Annotated in this window: 25 protein-coding genes and 1 pseudogene; 20 read left to right on the top strand and 6 right to left on the bottom strand. The window is 38.1% G+C overall.

All coding sequences use genetic code 11. The features are described 5' to 3' along the window. The first annotated feature begins 66 nt into the window (after positions 1–66). The 8 genes and pseudogenes from A2J09_RS24665 (at position 67) to A2J09_RS08980 (ending at position 6,956) form a co-directional block, all read left to right on the top strand. Entirely contained in the window at positions 67–267 is a 201-nt protein-coding gene (locus tag A2J09_RS24665) for a transposase (protein WP_036161955.1), read from the top strand. Positions 268–323: 56 nt separating this feature from the next. Beyond that, a pseudogene (locus tag A2J09_RS24195) lies at positions 324–665 on the top strand (DDE-type integrase/transposase/recombinase); the annotation flags it as partial. Positions 666–1,250: 585 nt separating this feature from the next. Continuing rightward, positions 1,251–1,799 (top strand): hypothetical protein, encoded by a 549-nt coding sequence (locus tag A2J09_RS09005; protein ID WP_012294828.1) that lies wholly within the window; start codon positions 1,251–1,253, stop codon positions 1,797–1,799. Between the two features lie 251 nt (positions 1,800–2,050). After that, positions 2,051–3,061 carry a suppressor of fused domain protein gene (locus A2J09_RS09000; RefSeq protein WP_012294827.1) on the top strand — a complete coding sequence of 337 codons (1,011 nt, stop codon included), beginning with the start codon at positions 2,051–2,053 and terminating at the stop codon, positions 3,059–3,061. A 108-nt stretch (positions 3,062–3,169) separates the two neighbouring features. After that, entirely contained in the window at positions 3,170–4,828 is a 1,659-nt protein-coding gene (locus A2J09_RS08995) for a DUF6138 family protein (protein WP_036161951.1), read from the top strand. 13 nt (positions 4,829–4,841) lie between these two features. Further along, on the top strand, positions 4,842–5,537 hold the full coding sequence (locus A2J09_RS08990; RefSeq protein ID WP_012294825.1) for a DUF4274 domain-containing protein: 696 nt from the start codon (positions 4,842–4,844) through the stop codon (positions 5,535–5,537). A gap of 16 nt (positions 5,538–5,553) precedes the next feature. After that, on the top strand, positions 5,554–6,354 hold the full coding sequence (locus tag A2J09_RS08985) for a hypothetical protein (protein WP_012294824.1): 801 nt from the start codon (positions 5,554–5,556) through the stop codon (positions 6,352–6,354). 128 nt (positions 6,355–6,482) lie between these two features. Continuing rightward, a complete protein-coding gene (locus A2J09_RS08980; RefSeq protein WP_012294823.1) occupies positions 6,483–6,956 on the top strand; it encodes a DUF4259 domain-containing protein in 474 nt (157 codons plus the stop codon). 182 nt (positions 6,957–7,138) lie between these two features. On the opposite strand, the gene A2J09_RS08975 is transcribed toward A2J09_RS08980, so the two are convergent. After that, positions 7,139–8,173 (bottom strand): YdcF family protein, encoded by a 1,035-nt coding sequence (locus tag A2J09_RS08975; protein ID WP_031417906.1) that lies wholly within the window; start codon positions 8,171–8,173, stop codon positions 7,139–7,141. A gap of 241 nt (positions 8,174–8,414) precedes the next feature. Between A2J09_RS08975 and A2J09_RS08970 the strand changes: the two genes are divergently transcribed. The 3 genes from A2J09_RS08970 to A2J09_RS08960 are packed head-to-tail and all read left to right on the top strand — an operon-like array spanning position 8,415 to position 9,665. Then, positions 8,415–8,849, top strand: a complete 435-nt coding sequence (locus A2J09_RS08970; RefSeq protein ID WP_012294821.1) for a GNAT family N-acetyltransferase — start codon at positions 8,415–8,417, stop codon at positions 8,847–8,849. A gap of 10 nt (positions 8,850–8,859) precedes the next feature. Further along, the gene (locus A2J09_RS08965; RefSeq protein WP_031417905.1) at positions 8,860–9,333 is read left to right on the top strand and encodes a nucleoside 2-deoxyribosyltransferase; all 474 of its coding nucleotides are present in this window, start codon (positions 8,860–8,862) and stop codon (positions 9,331–9,333) included. A 17-nt stretch (positions 9,334–9,350) separates the two neighbouring features. Next, the gene (locus A2J09_RS08960; RefSeq protein WP_025117383.1) at positions 9,351–9,665 is read left to right on the top strand and encodes a YbjQ family protein; all 315 of its coding nucleotides are present in this window, start codon (positions 9,351–9,353) and stop codon (positions 9,663–9,665) included. A 134-nt stretch (positions 9,666–9,799) separates the two neighbouring features. Here A2J09_RS08960 and A2J09_RS08955 read toward each other — a convergent pair whose 3' ends face one another. The 3 genes from A2J09_RS08955 to A2J09_RS08945 all read right to left on the bottom strand — a co-directional run bounded on the left by A2J09_RS08955 (position 9,800) and on the right by A2J09_RS08945 (position 11,348). Further along, positions 9,800–10,123: a transposase gene (locus tag A2J09_RS08955; RefSeq protein WP_080695209.1), complete on the bottom strand. Its 324-nt coding sequence runs from the start codon at positions 10,121–10,123 to the stop codon at positions 9,800–9,802. A 346-nt stretch (positions 10,124–10,469) separates the two neighbouring features. Beyond that, the gene (locus A2J09_RS08950; protein WP_036161945.1) at positions 10,470–10,838 is read right to left on the bottom strand and encodes a hypothetical protein; all 369 of its coding nucleotides are present in this window, start codon (positions 10,836–10,838) and stop codon (positions 10,470–10,472) included. Between the two features lie 78 nt (positions 10,839–10,916). After that, positions 10,917–11,348: a hypothetical protein gene (locus tag A2J09_RS08945; protein ID WP_031417902.1), complete on the bottom strand. Its 432-nt coding sequence runs from the start codon at positions 11,346–11,348 to the stop codon at positions 10,917–10,919. A gap of 93 nt (positions 11,349–11,441) precedes the next feature. Between A2J09_RS08945 and A2J09_RS08940 the strand changes: the two genes are divergently transcribed. The 9 genes from A2J09_RS08940 to A2J09_RS08900 all read left to right on the top strand — a co-directional run bounded on the left by A2J09_RS08940 (position 11,442) and on the right by A2J09_RS08900 (position 19,205). Further along, complete coding sequence (locus A2J09_RS08940; protein WP_036161943.1) at positions 11,442–13,130, top strand: AAA family ATPase; 1,689 nt, start codon at positions 11,442–11,444, stop codon at positions 13,128–13,130. A 159-nt stretch (positions 13,131–13,289) separates the two neighbouring features. Next, positions 13,290–13,781, top strand: coding sequence for a DinB family protein (locus A2J09_RS08935; protein WP_012294813.1), 492 nt, complete (start codon positions 13,290–13,292; stop codon positions 13,779–13,781). Between the two features lie 273 nt (positions 13,782–14,054). Next, positions 14,055–14,561 (top strand): TetR/AcrR family transcriptional regulator, encoded by a 507-nt coding sequence (locus A2J09_RS08930; RefSeq protein ID WP_036161940.1) that lies wholly within the window; start codon positions 14,055–14,057, stop codon positions 14,559–14,561. Positions 14,562–14,665: 104 nt separating this feature from the next. Further along, positions 14,666–15,085, top strand: a complete 420-nt coding sequence (locus A2J09_RS08925; RefSeq protein ID WP_036161937.1) for a DUF3995 domain-containing protein — start codon at positions 14,666–14,668, stop codon at positions 15,083–15,085. A gap of 55 nt (positions 15,086–15,140) precedes the next feature. Then, positions 15,141–15,755, top strand: a complete 615-nt coding sequence (locus tag A2J09_RS08920) for a histidine phosphatase family protein (RefSeq protein ID WP_012294809.1) — start codon at positions 15,141–15,143, stop codon at positions 15,753–15,755. A gap of 88 nt (positions 15,756–15,843) precedes the next feature. Beyond that, on the top strand, positions 15,844–16,680 hold the full coding sequence (locus A2J09_RS08915) for a D-alanyl-D-alanine carboxypeptidase family protein (protein WP_036161934.1): 837 nt from the start codon (positions 15,844–15,846) through the stop codon (positions 16,678–16,680). Between the two features lie 154 nt (positions 16,681–16,834). Then, complete coding sequence (locus tag A2J09_RS08910; protein WP_206700975.1) at positions 16,835–17,224, top strand: GNAT family N-acetyltransferase; 390 nt, start codon at positions 16,835–16,837, stop codon at positions 17,222–17,224. Between the two features lie 36 nt (positions 17,225–17,260). Then, on the top strand, positions 17,261–17,656 hold the full coding sequence (locus A2J09_RS08905; protein WP_012294806.1) for a VOC family protein: 396 nt from the start codon (positions 17,261–17,263) through the stop codon (positions 17,654–17,656). 280 nt (positions 17,657–17,936) lie between these two features. After that, entirely contained in the window at positions 17,937–19,205 is a 1,269-nt protein-coding gene (locus tag A2J09_RS08900) for a polysaccharide deacetylase family protein (protein ID WP_036161931.1), read from the top strand. Positions 19,206–19,360: 155 nt separating this feature from the next. On the opposite strand, the gene gltS is transcribed toward A2J09_RS08900, so the two are convergent. Further along, positions 19,361–20,545: a sodium/glutamate symporter gene (gene gltS, locus A2J09_RS08895; protein ID WP_012294804.1), complete on the bottom strand. Its 1,185-nt coding sequence runs from the start codon at positions 20,543–20,545 to the stop codon at positions 19,361–19,363. Then, the gene (gene hutG, locus A2J09_RS08890) at positions 20,542–21,510 is read right to left on the bottom strand and encodes a formimidoylglutamase (protein WP_036161928.1); all 969 of its coding nucleotides are present in this window, start codon (positions 21,508–21,510) and stop codon (positions 20,542–20,544) included. The genes gltS and hutG overlap by 4 nt, the downstream gene beginning before the upstream one ends. Between the last annotated feature and the right edge of the window lie 83 nt (positions 21,511–21,593).

The raw sequence follows: 21,593 nt of genomic DNA, 5'->3' as shown, positions 1-21,593 counted from the left end.
GATATGCTCCCTATTAGGTAGACAGATGAAAAAATAAAATCTGTTTATCTAAGGGGAGTATTTTTTATGGGGCGAAGCAAACATCCACTCGAGTTAAAACTACATAACCTTCAATTGTTTGAAGAAGGTCACTATTCTATCATCGAATTGTGTGAAAAATTTTCATTAAATCATCAAACTTTTCATAGATGGAAAATGAAATTTGAGGAGGTGGACGTGAAGGATTACAAGAAGCTACTTCATGTAAGTTCTATTCAAAAGAGTTAAAATTAGCAGCTGTGGAGGACTACATTCAACGAAATTATTCACAGAAGGAATGAGTATTGAAGTCTGTTATTCGTAGAAAGCGCAAGCCTTATCATAAATCCCCTGTACATCATGTGGCTGAGAACGTATTAAATCGAGCATTCACGTTTAATTGTGAGTTTTGTACGGTCTTTCGAATAATAATTCCCTTGTTTTCAAAACAATAAAATCAGCTATTCAATCATTACAATCAGCCATTAATACATAGTGATCGAGGTTTTCAATATACATCGAAGGAATTTAAGCGAATTGTGGAAACAGCCAATATGGCACAAAGTATGTCCCGTTTTGGTCGATGTATTGATAACGGACCAACCGAATCATTTTGGGGCACACTGAAGTGTGAGACTGCTTTCCTCTTTTCCATTACATGGTGGCAATACAATAAAATTGTATCAATACTGATAGGTGTTGTCAGCAAGACATTACTATTTGCCCAAGTTGATATAAAACTAGATAAGTAGATAACACAAACAAATTTAAATACTGAAGTAATCAAAACTGTTATTTTAATAGCCTTATATAAGCTTAAATTAATGTATAAAATAGGTACGGCAGCTTCTAAGCTGTTAGTTGGTAATAAGTACATAAAGAAATTAAATATTATGTTTTTATTGTTCTTAGTTACCTGTCCGTCTATTTTTCAGTACTCCAAGTAACCCCAGCAAAAAATCTTCTGTACCCCATTTGTACCCCACATAAGAATACAATTAAAGGCATATATATAAAGGTAGTCCAAAAGTTGATTTCTTAGAACGTTGATATCATCATAGTTCCTCAACTTACTAGCAAACAAACCTAAATCTTAAGAAATTCTTCAGGTTCTGCTAAGGAAATATTTAAGATTAATAGTATATACTTATAAAAAAAGGAAATTCACGAAACCATTTGAAGTTTTAAAACGTATTGGTAGTTGTAGAAAGAATATTGGAGTAGGTGAAGAAATGGCACATACGATTTACATAGTATTAACTAAAACAGGGACATTATTATCGAAAGCAATAGGTATGTATACTGGTAGAGAGATGAATCATGCATCAATTGCATTTGATGAGGGGCTATACGAAATGTTTAGCTTTGGACGTAGGCAATTAAACAATCCTTTAAGTGGTGGTTTTTTGCGAGAGGATGCTGAAAGAGGGCTATTTGAGTCAGCGGATTGTGTCATTTATCGTTGTAGAATTTCTCATTATCAATATTTAGAAATGGCTAAAATCGTGCGTTATATGTATTGGAATCGAGATCGTTATAAATACAACTTTATCGGGCTTTTTGGTGTGATGATGCAGAAGGAAGTAAGAAGAGAACGCGCCTATTTTTGTTCCCAGTTTGTAGCCACGCTATTAAAAGTTGGAGGTTTAAAGATTTACCAAAATCCAGCATTAATGACACCTCACTGCCTAGCTCAATTACCATACTTAGAGCAAGTATTTGCTGGGAAACTGGCAGACTATTTACATGTTGTACGTGAGCCAGTTATGATGTATGGCTAGCATCTTTCGATTGATAGAACGTATATATTAAAATGTCAGAATAGTAGGTTATTCAGGCAATCTTTTTGGGTATCGAGAAGATGGCCTGATTTTTTGCGTTAGTAATATTTTCCTCGTACGGAATGAAAATAAACCTAGTTGCACGGAAGGTGAAAATGAGTCCTATTGCTGTTAATTGGCTACCATAAAATTGGTATCATAATAATTAGGTTAGTAGAGCTGATAGTGGCAGCTGCAAGGAGGATACGTAGATGAGTGAAGAGGTTACGGTAGGCTGGGATGCGATTGATGAAGCAGTATCACAGGTGTATGGGGAACAGGGGCCAAAGCATTACGGCACCATGATTCCTTATTCTTTAGGTGGACAAGATCCTTTGGATGGTATAAGTGCCTATAAAAGTGAAACACCGGTTCCACATTGGCACTTTGTCACATATGGATTCTCGGAGTTATATGAAAAAGAGCTTGAGAATAAAGACTATAGTGGCTATGGATTTGAATTGACGTTTCGCTTAGTGCGCAGTGAAGATGAAGAGGAGCCCCCAGCGTGGGCGTTGAATTTATTACAGAATATGGGGAAATATGTTTTTAATAGTGGGAATGTTTTTAGAGCAGGTGATTATTTGGATGCTAATGGTCCCATCTGTCTGGATGCTGATACACAATTAACAGCGCTAGCCTTTACGCATGATCCTGAACTTGCTGAAATGGATACGCCGAATGGCAGGGTGGAGTTTATCCAAATGGTCGGTATTACAGAGGATGAACTAGAAGCGATGCAGACATGGAAAACACTCGGTGTGCTACAGGCGGGCATCAACCACATTCCAAGCTATGTTACTGACTTAACACGCTCCTCACTTTTAGGAAACCCTGAAATTGTAGAGGCGGTTGAGCAAGGAATGATGGAAGATGGTTCAAGTACAGGTTTTTTATTTGTTGATCAACTGGCTTGGCAAGCAGGGAAAAAAGGCTGGTTTAACAAACAATCCAATGTTGTTCAATTAGGAGCGAAACAGGCGGATGTCATTGGCAAATTATTACGTGGACGGATTTTAAAGGACAGGAATCTTAGCTTAGTCGGTCAAGAGTTAACTATCGTATTTAAACCAGATAATCTAGTAGACTATCAGCAAAATGAACAGGAAATTACCATTACCTTGAATAAAGAGGCGGTTGAGGAGTTAAGTCAACAGTTAGTACCGCTAGAAAAACAATTTGCCATATCTTCTTTAAAAGATGTCAGTTTTGAAATTATGTAAACATATATAAAAGATCAAGAAGGAGCGGTTGTGAAAACAATCGGATAAGGTAATCTCTCGCTAAATAATTTTTGGCGAGAGATTTTTCTCTAAGAAAGGGTGAAGCATATGCAGCCATCTATAGAATATTTTTTAGCGGATGTGTGGGATCAACTTACCACCGTCTATCAGCAAGAAAGTCAGCGTCTTGAAGGCATTCAACATCAAAGCCGATTACAAGCAGGTATCTTTAATTATTTAAAAGTCACATGGAAAAAAGGAAACAGTCAATATGGGACTATTTGTATAGATATCTATGAACCATTTAGCTGGAGTGATAGTGCTTATAAGGTAAATGCAGGGACATACATACAGGAAATTATAGAACATAACTATGCTGAGGATCTTTTTTCGGCTTTATGTACAAAAATGGAGCAAATGTTTCAGGCACAGCCATATGGACCCCGATTTTTTGATTACCACTTTCAAGTGATGCTTGAAAGTGAGTTTGGTGAGACTAAGTGGCGGTTTCAAAAGGAGCTTCTTAATCATCAGAAACTAGCGTTAATGAAACAAGAGTTAGCATCTTTTCTTGAAAAGAAGGTGATGGCAGCGCTTCCTGTGCGTCCAAGTGACAATGATGAGTTTTTCTTAGCACAGCATTTAGTCAATCCCCATTTTTTTCAACAAACAGCAGAGGAAATCGAACCAATTATTCGTCAGCTACAGGAAAAACATCTGGCGAATAAAGAGCGTTTAGAAAAGTGGAACTATTATTTTACAAATGCCTTTAAACAATGGGCAGAAGACCACTTTTTAAAGGGCTATTTTCAGCAAACAAGTGATTATAGCAATGAGTGGATACTTAAAAATGAAGAAATAGAACCTTATATGGAGAAGAAAAAGCTAGATTTCTTTCTTTATGTGGCGGTCAAAATCGGTTATAAAGAACCAGCTACTCGTTTAGAATACCTCCACCTTGCTAAACAGCTTGGCTCACAGCAGGCAACGGAGTATTTACAAAAAGGAAGCGGACGTTTTGAAAGTAAGCGCAAAAGTGATTTTTTTGAGGGCGCAGCAAATGATATTTTGCAAACTATAGATATACGAATAAAAAAGGAAGAAGAAGCGGCTTATCGTGAAGCACTTCATTATATCATTCATCTTTTACAGGAAGGCTTTCCAAAGGGCTATAAAATGATGTTAAAAACAAAAGTGAAAAATTTTCTTCCACTAAAAAAGCTAGCCAAATCAAAGCTCCATCAGTTTTTTGCTAATTGCCTATCCTATCCTAGCCTTTTTCCTTTATTAGCAGACTATGCACAAGTGGCGATGGAGGAATATGCATGGTACCAGGATGTAGAGCCAAGTGAAAAATCAGCCATGCCTGGAACCTATGCGATTTTGGGATTAGGGCTATACAGTAAGGATTATTTTCAGCTTGTGCAAAGCTACATGACCCTCGTCGATTCTGAACATCAGTCCGTGCAGGATTCCTATGGGGAGGCTTTTATTGAAGCTCATGGCTTATCGGTTGAGTTTATTCCTGTGCTCGTGGCCATTCTTCTTGGTGCCAATGAATCAGCAAAACCGCTAAAAGGGATTGAAATGATGAAAGTAGACCTGCTAAAGGCGCTCGTTCAGGAATTAGAAAATAAAGAAAGCTATGAGCGTGAATTTGTTTTGTACCAATTATTTGGCGGTGCTAAGAAGCTTGCTCAGCATATTAAACAAGAAACCTCTGATAGGAAGGAGGAGCTTGAGAAATTACAAAAATGGATCACTTAGGAGGGAAAACCAAATGGGATGGGCGGAGGTTAGCAAATCCAACAATCTGGAGATGGTGCGAGATGCTGTGAACAAGCTTGATGTAAATGAACGCGACGCGCGAGGAAGAACACCGTTAATGCTATTTATCACAAACCGAATGACAACGGAAGGGATTGAGCTCCTGCTAGCGCAAAATATTGACTTGGAGGTACAAGATAGGCTGGGTGATACAGCACTCAAAAAAGCTGTGAAATTTAAGCAAAAAGAAGTTATGTCATTACTGCTTACCAGAGGGGTTCCTTTACAGGATCCAGAAGGAATGACAGCGACTGCCTGGTATGCTGCAAGAGCGCATAGCGAAATAGCCGATTTACTGTTGGATACACCTGGTGCCATCAGATTGACCTTGAATTCGGAAGAGCAGCGACAAGTAGATACCATCCTATATGAAGAAAATCTCAATAAGATGTGTCAACACATTAGCGAAGTTTCATCGTCTATTATTTTGCATGCCATAGTCAATCGTTACAACTGGGATGATGGGCCAGAGCCGATGATAGCGGCATTCAACAATCCAGTATGTACGGTGATCACCTTTATGGAAATATTTGAGCTAATGGAGGGTGATTATTGGCTGGCGCAAACAGAAGATGAACTTGAGGGTTCACCTTGGAAGCAGCCGTGGAGAGAGATGGCGGAAAAACTAAAGGTTAAGTTAGGTCTTTAGTAGGAGGAGATTTTTGATGGATCAAAAGGCAAAGAAAATTTTAATGCAAACATATTGGCAATCTGGTAGATGGAGAGACGGGGAATACACGTATACAGAGGAAGATTTTCAGTATGCGAAAAGGATGGGGCTAATGTTTGATCGCTTAACGATTTCCCATGATGAGTGTATACAAAGACTCCGACAGCTTCATGATGAAGTGATAACTAAGGATCTTGTAGTGAGGGCATTTTTGCACAGTCTCTCAACACGTAAAGTATATTTACGGAGTGCGTTATCAAGCTGGGCTCTAACTGCACAACTACCGATCCATACGTATCATGAGCGGCCGGAAGAGCTGGTATCCTATAGTGCCTGTGGCTTTTGTAACGAACATAAATTAATGTCGAATGAAGATTATATTAACGAAGATGTCAATGTCCTTAATTTTGAACGAGTGAAGTGGGGAGGTGTTCGCTTAAATTGGCTAGTGTATTGTTTGCTCGATCTAGAATGTTTAATCAAAGAACAAGAGTCATTGATAGTTTGTGCGGCAGATATAGAGATTGTCAAACAGATGCTAGAGGCTATAAAGTCCTGTAAAGATACGGATGCTGCCAGACAATTAGAAAAGCGTTGGAAGGATGTTTTTAAGTCCAACCAATATGAAAGAGATGCAGTTATGGAAATATGGGGGTATGCTGGCCTATTAGTATCGACAGATGATTATCGCAAGGAACGCGGACGGGGAACAGATTTTTTGGCTATGGCAACTTGGAGAGGACAGGACGGTTATTCAGAGGAAAAAGTGAAATTTTATTTTGGCTCTTATCTATAAAAAGAAGCTTTTTTTTGCAATGATTATAGAGTGCTCAGAAGTTGATTGTTTGCCGTGGCTCTTTTTCATGACGGCTTCATTAGCTTAACAAGCACTAAAATCCTATATGAAGGGCGAGGTGCGACAGGATGGGCGCATGGGGCTATAAAGCATTGGAAAGTGATGAAGGATTAGATGTAGTTGGCATGGTACGGGATTATATAGAACATCATCAAGAATTAACGTATATTCCATTATCGAACATTGTACAGAAAATGAAAAGTAAAGGATTTTTTGGGGAGACCATAGAGGATGTTGACTTTTTCTATGATGTTAGTGCAATGGCGTTAGCCGAGTTGTATATAGATTATCTTGATAATGGGGAATTTTGTGGTCATAAAAGCATCCATTCACAAAAACAACTGATGGCAGACGAAGACTCCTTGGCATTTATTTTAAACTATTTAAAAGACATTCGGGATGAGATGCCAGATCAATACGGAGAGAGAGAAATGATAGAACTATGGCGTGAGTCTGAGAATTGGCTTGAATGGTCATCTAATCTTGCCTATCTCATACAGAGAATCGAGCTCGATATTAGCCGTTTGCAACAAAAGGAATGATAGTAAATGCCTTTTACTTGTAATTTCTATTAAGATATAGGCTTTGGAGGACAATGATGACTCTACTTTTTAGGCTCTGTCCTACACATATACATTGTTTTTTCACAACGTGCAGAGGTGCTTAGTATGAAAACACCATGAAAGGATTCGAACACGATAGTGTATGGAATCCTTTCAACAGATTAGACAAAGAAAAAGCTGAATAGGGCAAATAAGATGGAAATAATAATAATTGGGGCGATCAATTTCATATGTCGTTTCCGTTCTAAAACAACAATTGCCACATATTCACGAATCATGGCATTTGGCCAATAGTAAAAGGCTGTTTTCGATCCAATGCCCTGACTGTTTAAGCCAGCAAGTCTGGCATAAATTCCTGCACGGAACAAGTGAAAATTATTTGTTGTAAAGATACTGTTATATGCTTCGCCTTGTTTGATATCGTCCATGATTTGTTTCGAAAATAACATGTTTTGATACGTATTAACAGAACGATTTTCTTGTAGCGTATGCTCAATAGGAATGCCTTTTTCAATTGCATACCTTTGCATGGCCTCTGCCTCTGGTAAATTTTCATCAGATCCTTGACCACCAGAAAAGATGATGGTAGGAGGGGTGCTCACTGTTGCTTGTTTATGATAGAAATCGATTGCTTTTTGAATGCGGCTAGCTAACAGGGGCGGCACCTTGTCATTAATTAAGCCACTCCCCAGCACAATGATAAAATCTTGATTATACTTGGGGCGATTAAATTGGTATAGAAAATAAGCTGATAAGAAATTAGATAAATGGATAAAGAAATAAAACGTAATAAGGGATACTCCAGCAAATATCGGTTGGAGATGGCTTGAAAACAAGCTAGCAGGATAGATAATCGGTAGCAGGATAAATAATAAAATACCAAGAGCCACTAGCAAGGTTAAAGAATTAGCCAAGCGTCTACCTTCCCGTTTCATTAATACTCTAGCATTTAAAAACAGACCGAACATTAAAGCAATAATTGCAAAGGGGATGAGAAGAAATAGGGCAATTAGTGGAATAACGACAGCCATTCTTAAAAAGTAAAAATCAGATGAAAAGGAAACAATAAAGCAGAATAACAGAAATGAACAGACAAACATATTAAATAGTAGTCCGTTGATCATCTTTCTCGGATCTTTCCAATAAGAAAAGAGAAAAATGAAAAATAGAATTAGTGGAATAATGCCAAAATACATAAAAATACACCTCTAGTGATGTTGTGGATGGATGATATCTTTCTATTATAAGGAATTATTAGCTGAAATCAACTAACTTCCAGCAAGAGCAATAACATAGACCTTCAAATAAGGAATCGAATAGTATCGATTTGCGTTAAATACATAGAGATCAAACCATTCTTGCTCTCACACTATTTGTTCAAGCATCACGAAGATAAAATATTTCTGTTATACTATCAAACAGATAGAGGTGATGAACATGTATATTGTAGCGATAGAAGGTCTACCCTATGATTGGCTCGAGTCCTTGCAAGAACTACATGCCCATGTCTTTGATGGTGCTATACTAACTGCTGAAAAGCTAGCGATGAAAAATGGCCTTCTTTGCCTCCTGGCGGTAGAGGATGCACATGTAATCGGCTTTAAACTAGGATATCCACATCCCGATGGTGTATTTTATAGCTGGTTGGGTGGTGTTCATTTCACAAAGAGAGGTCAGGGGATTGCTGGAAAATTAATGAAAAAACAGCATGAACATATTAAAGCATTAGGCTTTGACAAGGTTCGTACATATGGCAGGAATACTCGCAAAGCTATGCTCATTGCCAATCTTAAGCATGGTTTTGATATTACTTCAACATTTGTGGATAAAAAGGGAAGACATAAAATCATTTTCGAAAAAACAATAGATTGAGGAGTTCAACATGAAAGCATATTTAGCAAATGGATTATTTTCTTTAGGAGATCGTTTAGTAAATGAACAACTAGCAGCAGCAATTCGTGAAGCAGTACCAGACATTGCCTTATATGTTCCGCAGGAGAATGATGCCATCAATGATAAATCGGCTTACGCGGATAGTTTAGCAATTGCTCAGGCAGACTTAGAGATGCTACAAAATAGTGATGTATTAATTGCCGTATTAGATGGGGTTGAGATTGATTCTGGTGTGGCTGCGGAAATTGGGGCGTTCTCCATGCTGAATCGTCCTATTATTGGTGTACTGACAGATGTTCGCCAACAAGGACGAGATAATATGCAAAAAATAGAGGCATTGGTACGAGATGGGCTTGAGAATCAGTTTGTCTACCGTAATTTATTTGTAATTGGTTTAATTAAACGTAACGGGGTTATTACATCTTCTATTGAAGAGGCTGTGGAAGCTATACAAAAATTGTAACACGAGGAGGAATAATGATGCTATTAGCAACGTCAGATGTTGTAGCTGGAAAAGAAGTGATTGAAACATTAGGTTTAGTGAAGGGGAATTCTGTGCAGTCAAGAAACATTGGGCGTGATATGATGGCTGGACTTCGAAATATTGTGGGCGGAGAGATGAAAGAGTATGCTGAAATGTTAGTGCGCTCCCGTGAAATAGCCACACAGGCAATGGAGGAAGAGGCCAAACAATTAGGCGCAGATGCTGTTGTTGGCGTTCGTTATGCAACGTCTTCCGTGATGGATGGTACATCAGAAGTATTAGTATATGGCACAGCTGTCAGATTAAAATAATATAGTAAATGAATTAAAGTCCTTTCAGACTGTCGACAAAAGGAATTGAGAAGTTCACACTCGATTCCTTTTGTCACTTTTTTTCTTTCATTATGTTTAAAAATGGTAATTTGATATCCAATAAAACAGACTCTTCAAGTATAAGAACTCTTTGAAGCCGCCTGCCACGTCCAAGTAGCTAGTTTCTTTAAATTCATGGTAGCAAAAGTAAGTATCGCCTGCATGGATAATTTTTTCAGACCTCTAGGTTGTCCATCACATTCCATGCTTTTCCTTTGAATCGGCAAAGACATGCTCAATCGTTTCTTTACGCTTGCATAAATTTGTTTGATGTCATAGGAATGGCATAAATGTTCAGCTTCCTCCACATACAGTTCCCCAATATGGCGTTGAATGAGCTTTTTGTGATTCTTACTTTCTGTACATTGGGAAAGGCTTGGACACTTCGCACAATTCAAAGGTTTCGATGTTTCTCAAAAATTTACCTATGTAGATGGGGTACTTTATGTAGAAGTTGATGGGAACGAAGGGCGGTGACTCCAGCGGGAAAGCGGGAAAGACGAAATCTTGGACTGAGCGAAGCGAGGGAAGCAGCTCGACCCCGCCCGCGGAAAGCGTCCGCCCATAGTGGAAATCAACGGCTTTACTTTATTTAATCAAATGAATGAATGTCCTTTTTTCGAGTCTCCATTTTTGAATATAAAATTTTGTTTCAGTCTATGCAACAAAATGATCATTAGCAGATAAAAAAGAGGAATCGGACTTCGATTTCTCTTTTTCTTGTTATGGACAAACCATTCTATTTTATCTAACAGTTAAAGGTATCGTTTCTGTTTGGTTATCCCAGTTTATGGTGATTTCAACCTCTGTACTTTCAACTGCATTGGAGCATCCGTTAGCCATTATGAAAACACCATTTTTATCCAATGAATCTGAACCAGAAGTTTCTGTTTCATGCTGGAGTGTATAGTCAATTTGCTTAGGAAGAGGTTTATCGCCTATATACCGAATAGTACCACTTGTAGCACCACAATGTTTTTGTTTTATTTTGTCATAGGTTACCTCAAACTGTACTTCCCAGTTCTCATTTTCACCTGAAAAAGTCAAAGCCTTTGGTATACAACCAGATAAGAACAACATACAAAGGGAACTAATAAAAAGTTTAATCCTCATCTTTACCCCCTTCAAAAGGTATGGGAACTTATATCACGGATAGGAATATCCATTAGCATGGAGTGTGTCTATGTTTTTTTACTGAAAAAGCTTTTCTATGAATGACATATCGAAATCACTTGTAAGTTTGTAATCCTTCATATAGTTTTCTTCATATAAATAAACAAATAAATGTTCGGCATCATCTAAACGTAAGCCAACTTCACGGTCGCCGTTAATTGCTAATGTTATCCAATAAGCCTCTGTAAAATTAGATTTAGTAAACCATACTTTTTTTAATGGTTGCTCGTTCAGTTGCTGCATGATTTGATTCATTTCTGTTGCATCTGTTATCGTTATTGTCTTTTCATCTGAGGCACGAATAATTTCAATCGACTTAATTTCCTCTACATCAAGTCGTTCCGTAACCTCCGTTGAAAAATCCGTGTCACGTGTTAACAGCATTGTAGAGATATACAGAATAAGTAGTGGTAGTAAAATGCCTAGAACTATTTTATATCTTTTTTTCATGCTCTTCTCCTTAAATTCTAAAAATTCGCACATATGTATTCTTATCCACGCTATAATTGAGCATATACTGAAATGATAAAGGAAGGCAATAAAATGACACATAATCATGTAGAAAAAGAACTTTTTTATCCAGATGGAACGATCATGTATCAAGGTGGTGTCAAAAAGAATGATTTTGGTCACGATATTTATGACGGCAAAGGCATATTATTTGACCAAGATGGTGAACGATTATTCGAGGGTGAATTCGTCAATCATATGAAACAAGGAAATGGCAGGATGTATTTAGAAGGGCAACTTATTTATCAGGGCGAATTTATTCAAAATAAAAAACAAGGTCATGGCATTTTATATAAGGATGGTTTCATTCATTATGAAGGGCATTTTCGGAACGATTTAATGGATGGTTATGGCGTTTTATATTATAAAGAAGATCTCATTGCCCCTTATCATTCTTTGCGAGAACAATATCCTCATTTAAATCAGCCACAGTATGAGGGTGATTTTGTTCATGGCATGAAAAAGGGTAAAGGCAAACAATACTATCCAAATGGTTTTTTACAGTACGAAGGTGATTTTATTTGGCATCATATGCAGGGGGCGGGGAAGCTCTATTATTCTACGGAATCACCGACAGCTGAGGAGCTTTCTCTTGGTGTGACAACGCTCCAATATGAAGGCTACTTCTTTGAAGATATGAAGCATGGTAAAGGAAAAATCTATTCTCGACAAGGGGTCCTACAAGCTGAAGGCCAGTTTAAAGAGGATGCGATGACAGGACAAGGAGTACTTTATTATGCAAATGGACAGGCCTCTTATATAGGGGAGCTAGTGCAGGGCAAAAAGCATGGACGTGGTGACTTTTATAATGAAGAAGGAAAGCTTATTTACAGTGGCGAATTTATCGATGATGAACGGTTGCGGATTACGCCTGAAATCGAGCAAGAGATAGAGAAACTACAAATGCAGCTGGATAGCCTTGTAGGTCTGCCAAATGCCAAAAAGGAACTACATAATTTAATTAACTTTATAAAAATTCAAAGTTTGCGGGTGGACCATGGCTTAACAAGTTTTCCTATTACCTATCATCTTGTGTTTTCTGGCAATCCGGGCACAGGAAAAACAACAGTGGCACGTATTATCGGTCAAATTTATAAGTATCTAGGTGTACTATCTAGCGGTCATTTTGTGGAAACTGATCGTGCAGGACTTGTAGCAGGATATGTGGGACAGACAGCATTAAAGGTTCAAGAAGTGGTCCATAAAGCAAAAGGAGGTGTTCTTTTCATTGATGAAGCTTATTCCTTGATCAATGATAAACAAGATGCGTTTGGCAAGGAAGCCATTGATAGTTTATTAAAAGCGATGGAGGATTTACGAGATGACTTAGTGATCATCGTAGCCGGTTATACAGAGCTTATGGATGAATTTTTACAATCAAATCCAGGCTTTAAATCACGTTTTAATCATTTTGTACAGTTTGATAACTTTAGTACGCAGGAACTCTATGAGATTTTTGCTATGCTTTGTCAAACGAATGACTATCATTATGGTGAATCCTTTGCCCATCATATGAAAAGGCAGCTGAATCAAATACCAATAGAAAACATCTCTAATTTCTCGAACGGTCGTTATATTCGAAACTTATTTGAAAAACTAGTAACCATTCAGTCAAACCGGCTAATCGAACAGGCAACGATTACAAAGGAACAGCTGATGACATTTGAGGAGCATGACATCTTATTGGGCATGGCGGAAAATTTATTTGATAATACTTTTTAAAAATAATATGGTTGTGGGTCTGCTCTAGTGTGAGTCGGCTAGTCGATAATTAAATTAAAAGCCTTAGCTGGAATAAAGAGCGAAATAAGCAAAAGAAAACAACTAGTCTAATAGTTCTCAACATAGGAAGAGTATTCACTAAATGGGAGGGAAAAGAAAATGGATGTAAAGACACTTTTATTACAACAATGGACTAGCTGCTTAGATCAGGAAGACTGGTTTCCACCGCTTGAAAAAGTGCTAGAGGATATTACGCTTGAACAGGCAATCTGGAAACCGATTGAGGGGACAACGAATTCCATTTGGGAAATCGTTTGTCATTTACTTTTCTATAAAAAGCGACTCCTCATGCGATATTTTGGTGAAACAGAGAATGAACCGCAGGCAGAAAATAATGACGCTACTTTCCGTTTACCAACTTTGACGTTGCAAAATTGGAAGGATACAAAAGAGGAATATTTGTATGTACATCGTGAACTTGAAAACATATTAGCAAAATCAACACAAGAGGAATTGGAGAGGGAGGTCCGTGGAGAACGAACATTAGTACTTGAACTGAAGAGTATAGCCATGCATGACGCCTATCATATTGGACAAATCGTCTGTCTAAGTAAAATGCTAGGGGGCTGGCCAGGGCAACGCGACTGTTAAAAAGGATTCTGTAGAGCATAGGAACGTCCAACTCGGATGTTCCTATATTTTATACCAGAGCAATGACAATGCCGAAAGAAAAGGGGGAAGCGAATGAAAAAGCTCATAGCCTTTATTCTAGTTTGTGCTATTTTACCACGTGTGCTCACCATCAATTTTACAGTGAATAACCATATCAATGTTCATCATAAAGGCGAGAAAAGTTGAAGAGTCATAACTAAAGTGGTAATATAAGACAAAACATACGCTATCGTATTTTACAGGAGGATGATCATGCAAGTAACGAGAGATGATTGGATAAAAGCTGGCCTACAACAATTAGCAGAAGACGGTATACATAAAGTACGTATCGAGGCACTAGCTCGATCCTTAAACATTAGTAAAGGCAGCTTTTATCATTATTTTCGTGATCATCAGCAACTATTAGAGGCCATGCTCGATTATTGGGAAACACATGCAACAAAGGCCATTATTGAAAGTATGAAGCAGGAAGGAGCTACATTAGAAGAGCTCTTGCGTATAAGTTTTCATAAAGATAAGAAAATAGAAATGGGCATCTATGCTTGGTCTAAATATGATGCCCATGTCGCTACTCGCATTGTTCAAATTGAGGAACAACGAATTGACTGTGTTGCCAAGCTTTATCAAAAAAAGGGTATGGATGGAGAACAATCAATCGATCGAGCAAGGCTTGCTTATTTAACCTATGTTGGCTGGATGACTCGATATGAAGCCAACCCTCATTTTGATTTAGAGAAAATGGTGAAGCTACTGTTATAGCAATTGATGAGTCCCTAAGAAGGTAAATAACAAATTTCTAGGGGCTATATTTATCCTCTAAACATACGATGGTGTATGTTGTTACTAGAAAGGGAGGAACGACTATGTTTATTTTATCACTAGTTTCAGTGTGTCTATTATCGTTGATAAGTATTATTCATGTATATTGGGCATTCGGCGGGGGCTGGGGGGCTGGAGCTGTTATTCCCATGAAAGAAGGCAGTCAACAAGCAGTTTTCAGTCCTAGAAGATGGGGAACTCTCAGTGTGGCGATGCTCGTTCTAACAGCGAGTGTTCTCATTCTTGTCCAAGGGGGTTATATAACTGCCATCCCTGCCTCCACCTATTCAAAAGTGGGATGTATCATCTGTGCTTTTGTTTTTAGTATACGAGCAATTGGTGATTTCAAATATGTTGGGTTTTTTAAAACCATCAAGCATTCTCAATTTGCTAAACATGATACGAAGTTATACAGTCCCTTATGTTTGTTTTTGGGCTTCGTTTATATCATGTTATTGCTTTAAAAGTATGAATCCTCTAACATGATGAGAGTAAGCTATTGATAGGGGGAACCAATTAATGCAGCAATTGATTTACTTACTTCGTCATGGGGAGACTGAATATAATTCGGAGGGAAGATATCAAGGACAACTAGATTCACCTCTTACGGAGCTTGGTCGAGAGCAAGTGCAACAAAATGCTCGGATGCTGAAAGCCTTCATCGGTCATGCTCATGATTGGAAAATTATATCAAGCCCACTGGGAAGAGCCGTGGAGAGCACAGAAATACTTTGTGAAACGATTGATTACGATAAGAATAATGTGGAGTTTGATCAACGATTAACAGAAGTGGCAGTTGGGCAATGGGCTGGATTAAAAATGCCAGAGATTCAGCAAACTTGGCCTAATTTATTGTTGAACACAGATGCCTTTAATTGGTATTTCCATGCGCCAGATGGGGAAAGCTATGAACAGGTAGTAAACAGATTGTCCTCTTGGCTTAAAGAGATTCAGCAGCATCATCCAAAAGTGATTGTTGTCTCACACGGTCTAACGGGACGTATTTTACGAGGGATTTATGCAGGACTTCATAAAGAAGATGCACTTAAATTAGAGGTTTCTCAAGATGTGTTTTTTAAATTAGCTAATCAAGAAGTGACAAGAATTTGTTCTAATTTCGAAGATGATTATTAACGGATAAAAGCGTATTGGAGCTTTTTTCTTCTAAACTTAAGGAATATTCAAAATTGCCGCCTATTATAATGTGTAGGAGGCGTTTTTTATGAAAAAATCGGTCTTATTTTGCTGTATAATTATCGTGATTTTCGTTTTCTATTATACAAACAAAACACAAGAGTTTGCACAGCTGGAGCTACCATCCTTACATAGTAAAAATGCTTTGCTACTGAATGAACAGGGCGAGGTATTATTTGAAAAAAATGCGGATGCCATTATTTATCCTGCTTCATTAACTAAGATTATGACTGCTATTGTTGCGATTGAAATGACGGATGATTTACAAATGCAAACAATTGTCAAACCACAAACAATTGCCAAATATACAGCTCAAAATGCCTCTATGGCTGGCTTTCATGCAGGTGATTTTGTCACGATTGAAGATTTATTATATGGCACATTGCTTGCATCAGGAGCAGATGCATCGGGTACTCTTGCTGAAGCCATCGCTGGCAGTGAGGATGAATTCGTCACTTACATGAATAATAAAGCGCAGGAACTTGGCATGGACACTACGCATTTTGTCAATACAAGTGGCCTACATGAAGAGGCACATGTATCAAGCCTACAGGATATTAGTAAGCTTCTCCGTTATGCATTAGAAAACCCTACTTTTTATCGAATATTTACTTCGAAAACATACACGACACATGTTCCTACAGCATTGCTAATATCTAATTCATTATTTACGAGAATGCCTGGCATGGATGGAACAATCTTGGGCGGAAAAACGGGATATACGCCAGAGGCAGGGTTATGTCTAGCATCTTTAATGGAAAAAGATGGGCGAAAATTTCTGTTTATTACGACAAATGCTCCAGGCTATGCTTGGACACCACCCCCGCATATCGAAGATGCTTTGACAGCCTACGATGCTCTATAATGGTTGGTTATTTATGTTAAACTATAAATGTTTGTGAGGGAATGAAAGAAATAAATAAATAACAGTTGCCAAATACCATGGAGGTAGAGGAATAGTGAACCAACACCCATTTAAAATTATCCCGTATAACCCCACATATGCGGAACAAACCGTGATGATGTGGCGAGACAGCAAGAAGCAGGCTATTGGCCAGGAAGAAAGGCATAGCATGGAAAGCCATATTTATTTTTTAAACCATATATTACTTGAAGAATTTCAAATAGATATAGCGCTAATGGATAATCAAGTCATTGGAATAATTGCTTATAATGAAAGTGAAATTAGTCAGCTATATATTCATATTGATTATCAAGGATTAGGGGTAGGCCAAACATTACTAGACAAAGTAAAAAAACAGTCGAATGGGAGATTAACACTATTTACGTTTGAAGTAAATAAAAACGCACAACGGTTTTATGAAAAGAATGGATTTACTATTATTGGAAGAGGGTATAAAAATGAAGAGAATTTACCGGATATTCAATATGAATGGATAAATAAATGAATAGGTAAAAAATTTGTTGAAAAGGAGCTTATCCATTTGTCACAAGGACTTATTCACCATATAGAAATAAATGTTTCTAATTTGCACAACACTATTCATTTTTGGGGATGGTTTTTAGAGGAATTAGGTTATCAACCTTTTCAGGAATGGGAAAGTGGTCGGAGCTGGAAAATAGACGACACCTATATTGTTTTTGTCCAAACGAAAGAAAGGTTTATGGATATCGCTTATCATCGAAGTCGTGTAGGTTTAAATCATTTAGCGTTCCATGCAAGTTCCCGTCAACAGGTGGATGATATGACAAAGAAACTAAGAGAAAGGGGTGTTACTATTCTTTATGCCAATAAGCATCCTTTTGGAGGGGGAGAAGAGCATTACGCTGTATATTTTGAGGACCCTGATAGAATAAAGGTTGAATTAGTAGCACCATAAATTTTATGCTTACAGCATGGCATACGTTGTTCGTATTGTTAAAACGCTTCTAATATTGGGAATCACTTGAAGCAAGAAATGTTGGTGCAGAAATCAACATGATGGATGCATAGTTTTATAGAAAATAGGGTAGGAGTACTGTATCCATGACTTTCTAAAAAACTTGAATTTGGAATCTAGTTGATTATAACTATTTTCTGGTATAGACGATTACTCTATAATGAAAGTTAAATCTTAGCAATTTTACAGACATGGAAAGACATCAAGGGCGGTGTAAATAATGAAAAAATTTTTACCTTATGCTTATGCTTTTTGTTTGACGTTTTTACTAGGCTTAATGATGGGGCAGCTGACAGCAAGTGCTGAAGGATCAGTAAAGATTCAAAAGGTTAATAAAGATGCGGTTATTTTCGAGGAGCCATCCATAAATAGCACGCCAATCGGAGAAGTGGTGAAGGGCAGCTTCATCCAAGTAACCCAAGCAAGTAAAGGGTGGACACATATTCAAACGCCCGAACAGGCCGGCTATGTGACAACCGACGTTTTAGTTAAGGTAAAATCGGAGGGATATTTAGTCATTCAGAAGGGTGGCACTTCTTTATTTACGGAGCCAAGTCAAAATGCTCGGCATGTTGGTCAACTATACGAAGGACGTATGGTATATGTATATGGCACAGCACCGGGAGGCTGGTCTTTCGCCCAATACGGTGAAGATATAGGCTATGTAGCAACAAATGCTCTCAAGAAACCTGTACCAACAAAGAAGCAAATCTATGCTCCAAATGGTGCTGTTTTACGCTTGACGGCTAGTCCAAGTGGAGAAGTTTTAGGAACGTTGTCAAATAAGTTGACTGTACAGCATTACATAACGCTTGCGGGCTGGGCTTATGTAGAAGCGGGCGACCAAAAAGGGTATGTCAAAGCTTCTGAATTAGCCAATATCCAGCTTACTAATAATAAAGTTTATAATAAAGGTGTGCCAGCACCAAAGGGTTCAAAAAAACGTGTAGCTTTAACCTTTGATGATGGGCCAGACGCCAAAGTAACACCGCAAATATTAGCTACTTTACAAAAATACGATGCAAAGGCAACATTTTTTATGGTTGGGAGAAATGTTCCAAAAAACGCTACAATCGTCAAGCAAATCTATGACGCTGGGCATGAAATTGGCAATCATACATCAAACCATAAAAAATTAACTGCTTTATCTATCTCGGGTGTCAGACAAGAAGTAAATGGCACAAGCAATGCCATCTATGCAGCGATTGGTCAGTATCCAACTGTTTTCCGTCCACCATATGGGGCGACAAATGAACAAGTTCGTTCGGTAATGACAATTCCTTCAATCTTGTGGTCCATTGATACGCTTGATTGGAAGCATCATAATCCAGATAAAATTTTAGCGTATGTGAAAGCATCTGTAAAAGATGGCAGTATTATTTTAATGCATGATATCCATCAAACGACTGCCAATGGTTTAGATAATGTCCTTCTTTATTTACAAAAGCAAGGCTATGAGTTTGTTACTGTTAGTGAAATTTTACAATAATATACGATCTAAAATCTAAATCCGATCATTTTTCAGGATTTAGATTTTTTTGTTGGGTGAATTCTTTCAATGAATTTTGAGTGGAACTGGAGTAGTGACCTTACCATAATGGAAAAAGCCGTACTAGTCTTTTAGAGACAAAGCACGGCTTTTATTTATTTAAATAAATTAATAGTTGTAATAATAATAGGAATACCAAACACGTCGATTAAAAAGGCGCCTACAATTGGTACAACGAGAAATGCTTTTTTAGAAGGACCGAAGCGTGAGACAACGGCTGACATATTGGCCATGGCATTCGGCGTTGCGCCTAGTCCATGCCCTGCGAAACCGGCAACCATCACGGCCGCATCGTAGTTTTTGCCGAGTAATTTAAACAAGACGAAGGTACTGAATACAACAATAAAGAATACTTGCGCAAAGACGATGATAAATAATGGAAGCGCTAAATCAGCAATTTCCCATAATTTAATACTCATCAGTGCCATTGAAAGGAAAACACCTAATGTCACATCGCCAATTAATGAGATACTCTTCATATTGATTGCTTCAGGTTTAAATTTGTCCATAATATTGCGGACTAAGACAGCTACAAACATAGCCCCTACATAGCCTGGCAGAACGAAGCCTGTCGCTTCTGAGAATAATGTTCCAACATAAGTACCGACAGCCATACAGAACGTAATTAATAAAACTTGAGTAAAGAATGAATCAGATGTAATTTGTTCATGTTTATTTTCATATTCGATTTCTTCAGCTTCTTGTTCATCGGGTGTTAAATTGTATTTTCCAACTAAATATTTAACGATTGGACCACCAATTAAACCACCAGCCACTAAACCACAAGTTGCAGCTGCGGCACCAATTGTCATCGCTGAGGAAATGCCTAAATCTTCTAATGTTTGTCCAAATGCAGCTGCGGCACCATGACCGCCTTCCATAGACACGGCACCAGCCATCATACCAATCAGAGGATGAATCCCCATTAATGATGCCAGAGAAACACCAATTACATTTTGCATGAGGGCAAGGAAGCCACACGCTAGCCAGTATATAATAAGTAATTTTCCGCCAAGCTTAACAAGCTTAAAGCTTGCTCCTAAGCCGATGGTTGTGAAAAACGTGATCATAAACAAGCTTTGTAATGATGTATCCAGTGAAATTTCTAAAGTTCCAGTAGTCTTTAAAATGGTCGCTAGTGCAGCAAACAGTAAGCCACCGACCACTGGTGCTGGAATACAAAATCGTTTTAAAAAACCAATTTTATTAATGAGAAAGCCGCCTAATGCAAAGAGTGCTACGGCTAGAAACACCGTTGTAATTTGATTAATTTCGATCATAAACCTTGCCCCCCAAGTAAGTTGTTCAGTGCTTCATAGACAAAATAGGCACCTAATTTAACCGTTCGTCCGTTTTCATCTAATGATGGATTAACCTCGCAAATATCAAAAGAGTGTGTATGTGGATGCGAAGTCACTTTTTGAAGAATCGTACGCACAGTTGTCGGTTCAAGTCCAAACGGTGAAGGTGCACTTACGCCTGGTGCTGCTGCTGCGTTTAAAACATCCATACATAATGTTAAAAGCACATAATCGTGTTGATCCATATAATGCTGTAAATCATCCATTAACGGCTGAATATTGGCCGCTGATGTCATGTCATCTTCTATTACATACTTCACTTGTAGCTCATCTGCTTTTTCGAATAGCTCTTTTGTATTGCCATAGCGTTGTATGCCAACAACAAAATAATCGACATGTGGATCTTGCTCTAAAATTTGACGGAACATTGTACCAGAAGAAGGCTGCTCGTCATATGGTCGTAAATCAAAATGAGCATCGATATTGATAATGCCGATTTTTGCGTCCTTTGGTAATGCCGCACGAACACCTAAATAATGACCGTACAGTGTTTCGTGACCACCACCGAGCACAACACATTGTAATTTCTTTTGTAGGAGAGTGCTAACAACATCACCAAGCTCTCGCTGTGCCTCCTCTAGTGCGTGATTGAGACAAATGATGTTCCCTACATCAATGATTTGTTGCTCCTCCTCAAACGTCCACGGTAAACTAGATAGTCCTTCACGTAGTGCGTTTGGTCCATTTGCTGCTCCTACTCGACCTTGATTTCGACGTACACCCTCATCGCAAATAAAGCCAATTATTGCAGCACCTTTCTTATCTGAAGCGCTTACATCATTCATCGCGATTCGTTTGACTTGTTGATGTAAACGGAAACTGCTTCTATTTGTTGTAGAATCTATACGGCCTTTCCATTGTTTTTGATCTGTCATTGTGTACATAATCTTATCATCCCCATTGCAAATATTATTGTAGAAAAAATATTGTTGTAATTCATTATATATTCACATAATTATAATTACTA

The organism is Lysinibacillus sphaericus (genome assembly GCF_001629735.1).
Classification (GTDB): domain Bacteria; phylum Bacillota; class Bacilli; order Bacillales_A; family Planococcaceae; genus Lysinibacillus; species Lysinibacillus pinottii.
The sequence above is the reverse complement of the archived record's forward strand: the minus strand, read 5'-3'. Positions and strand labels throughout refer to the sequence as shown.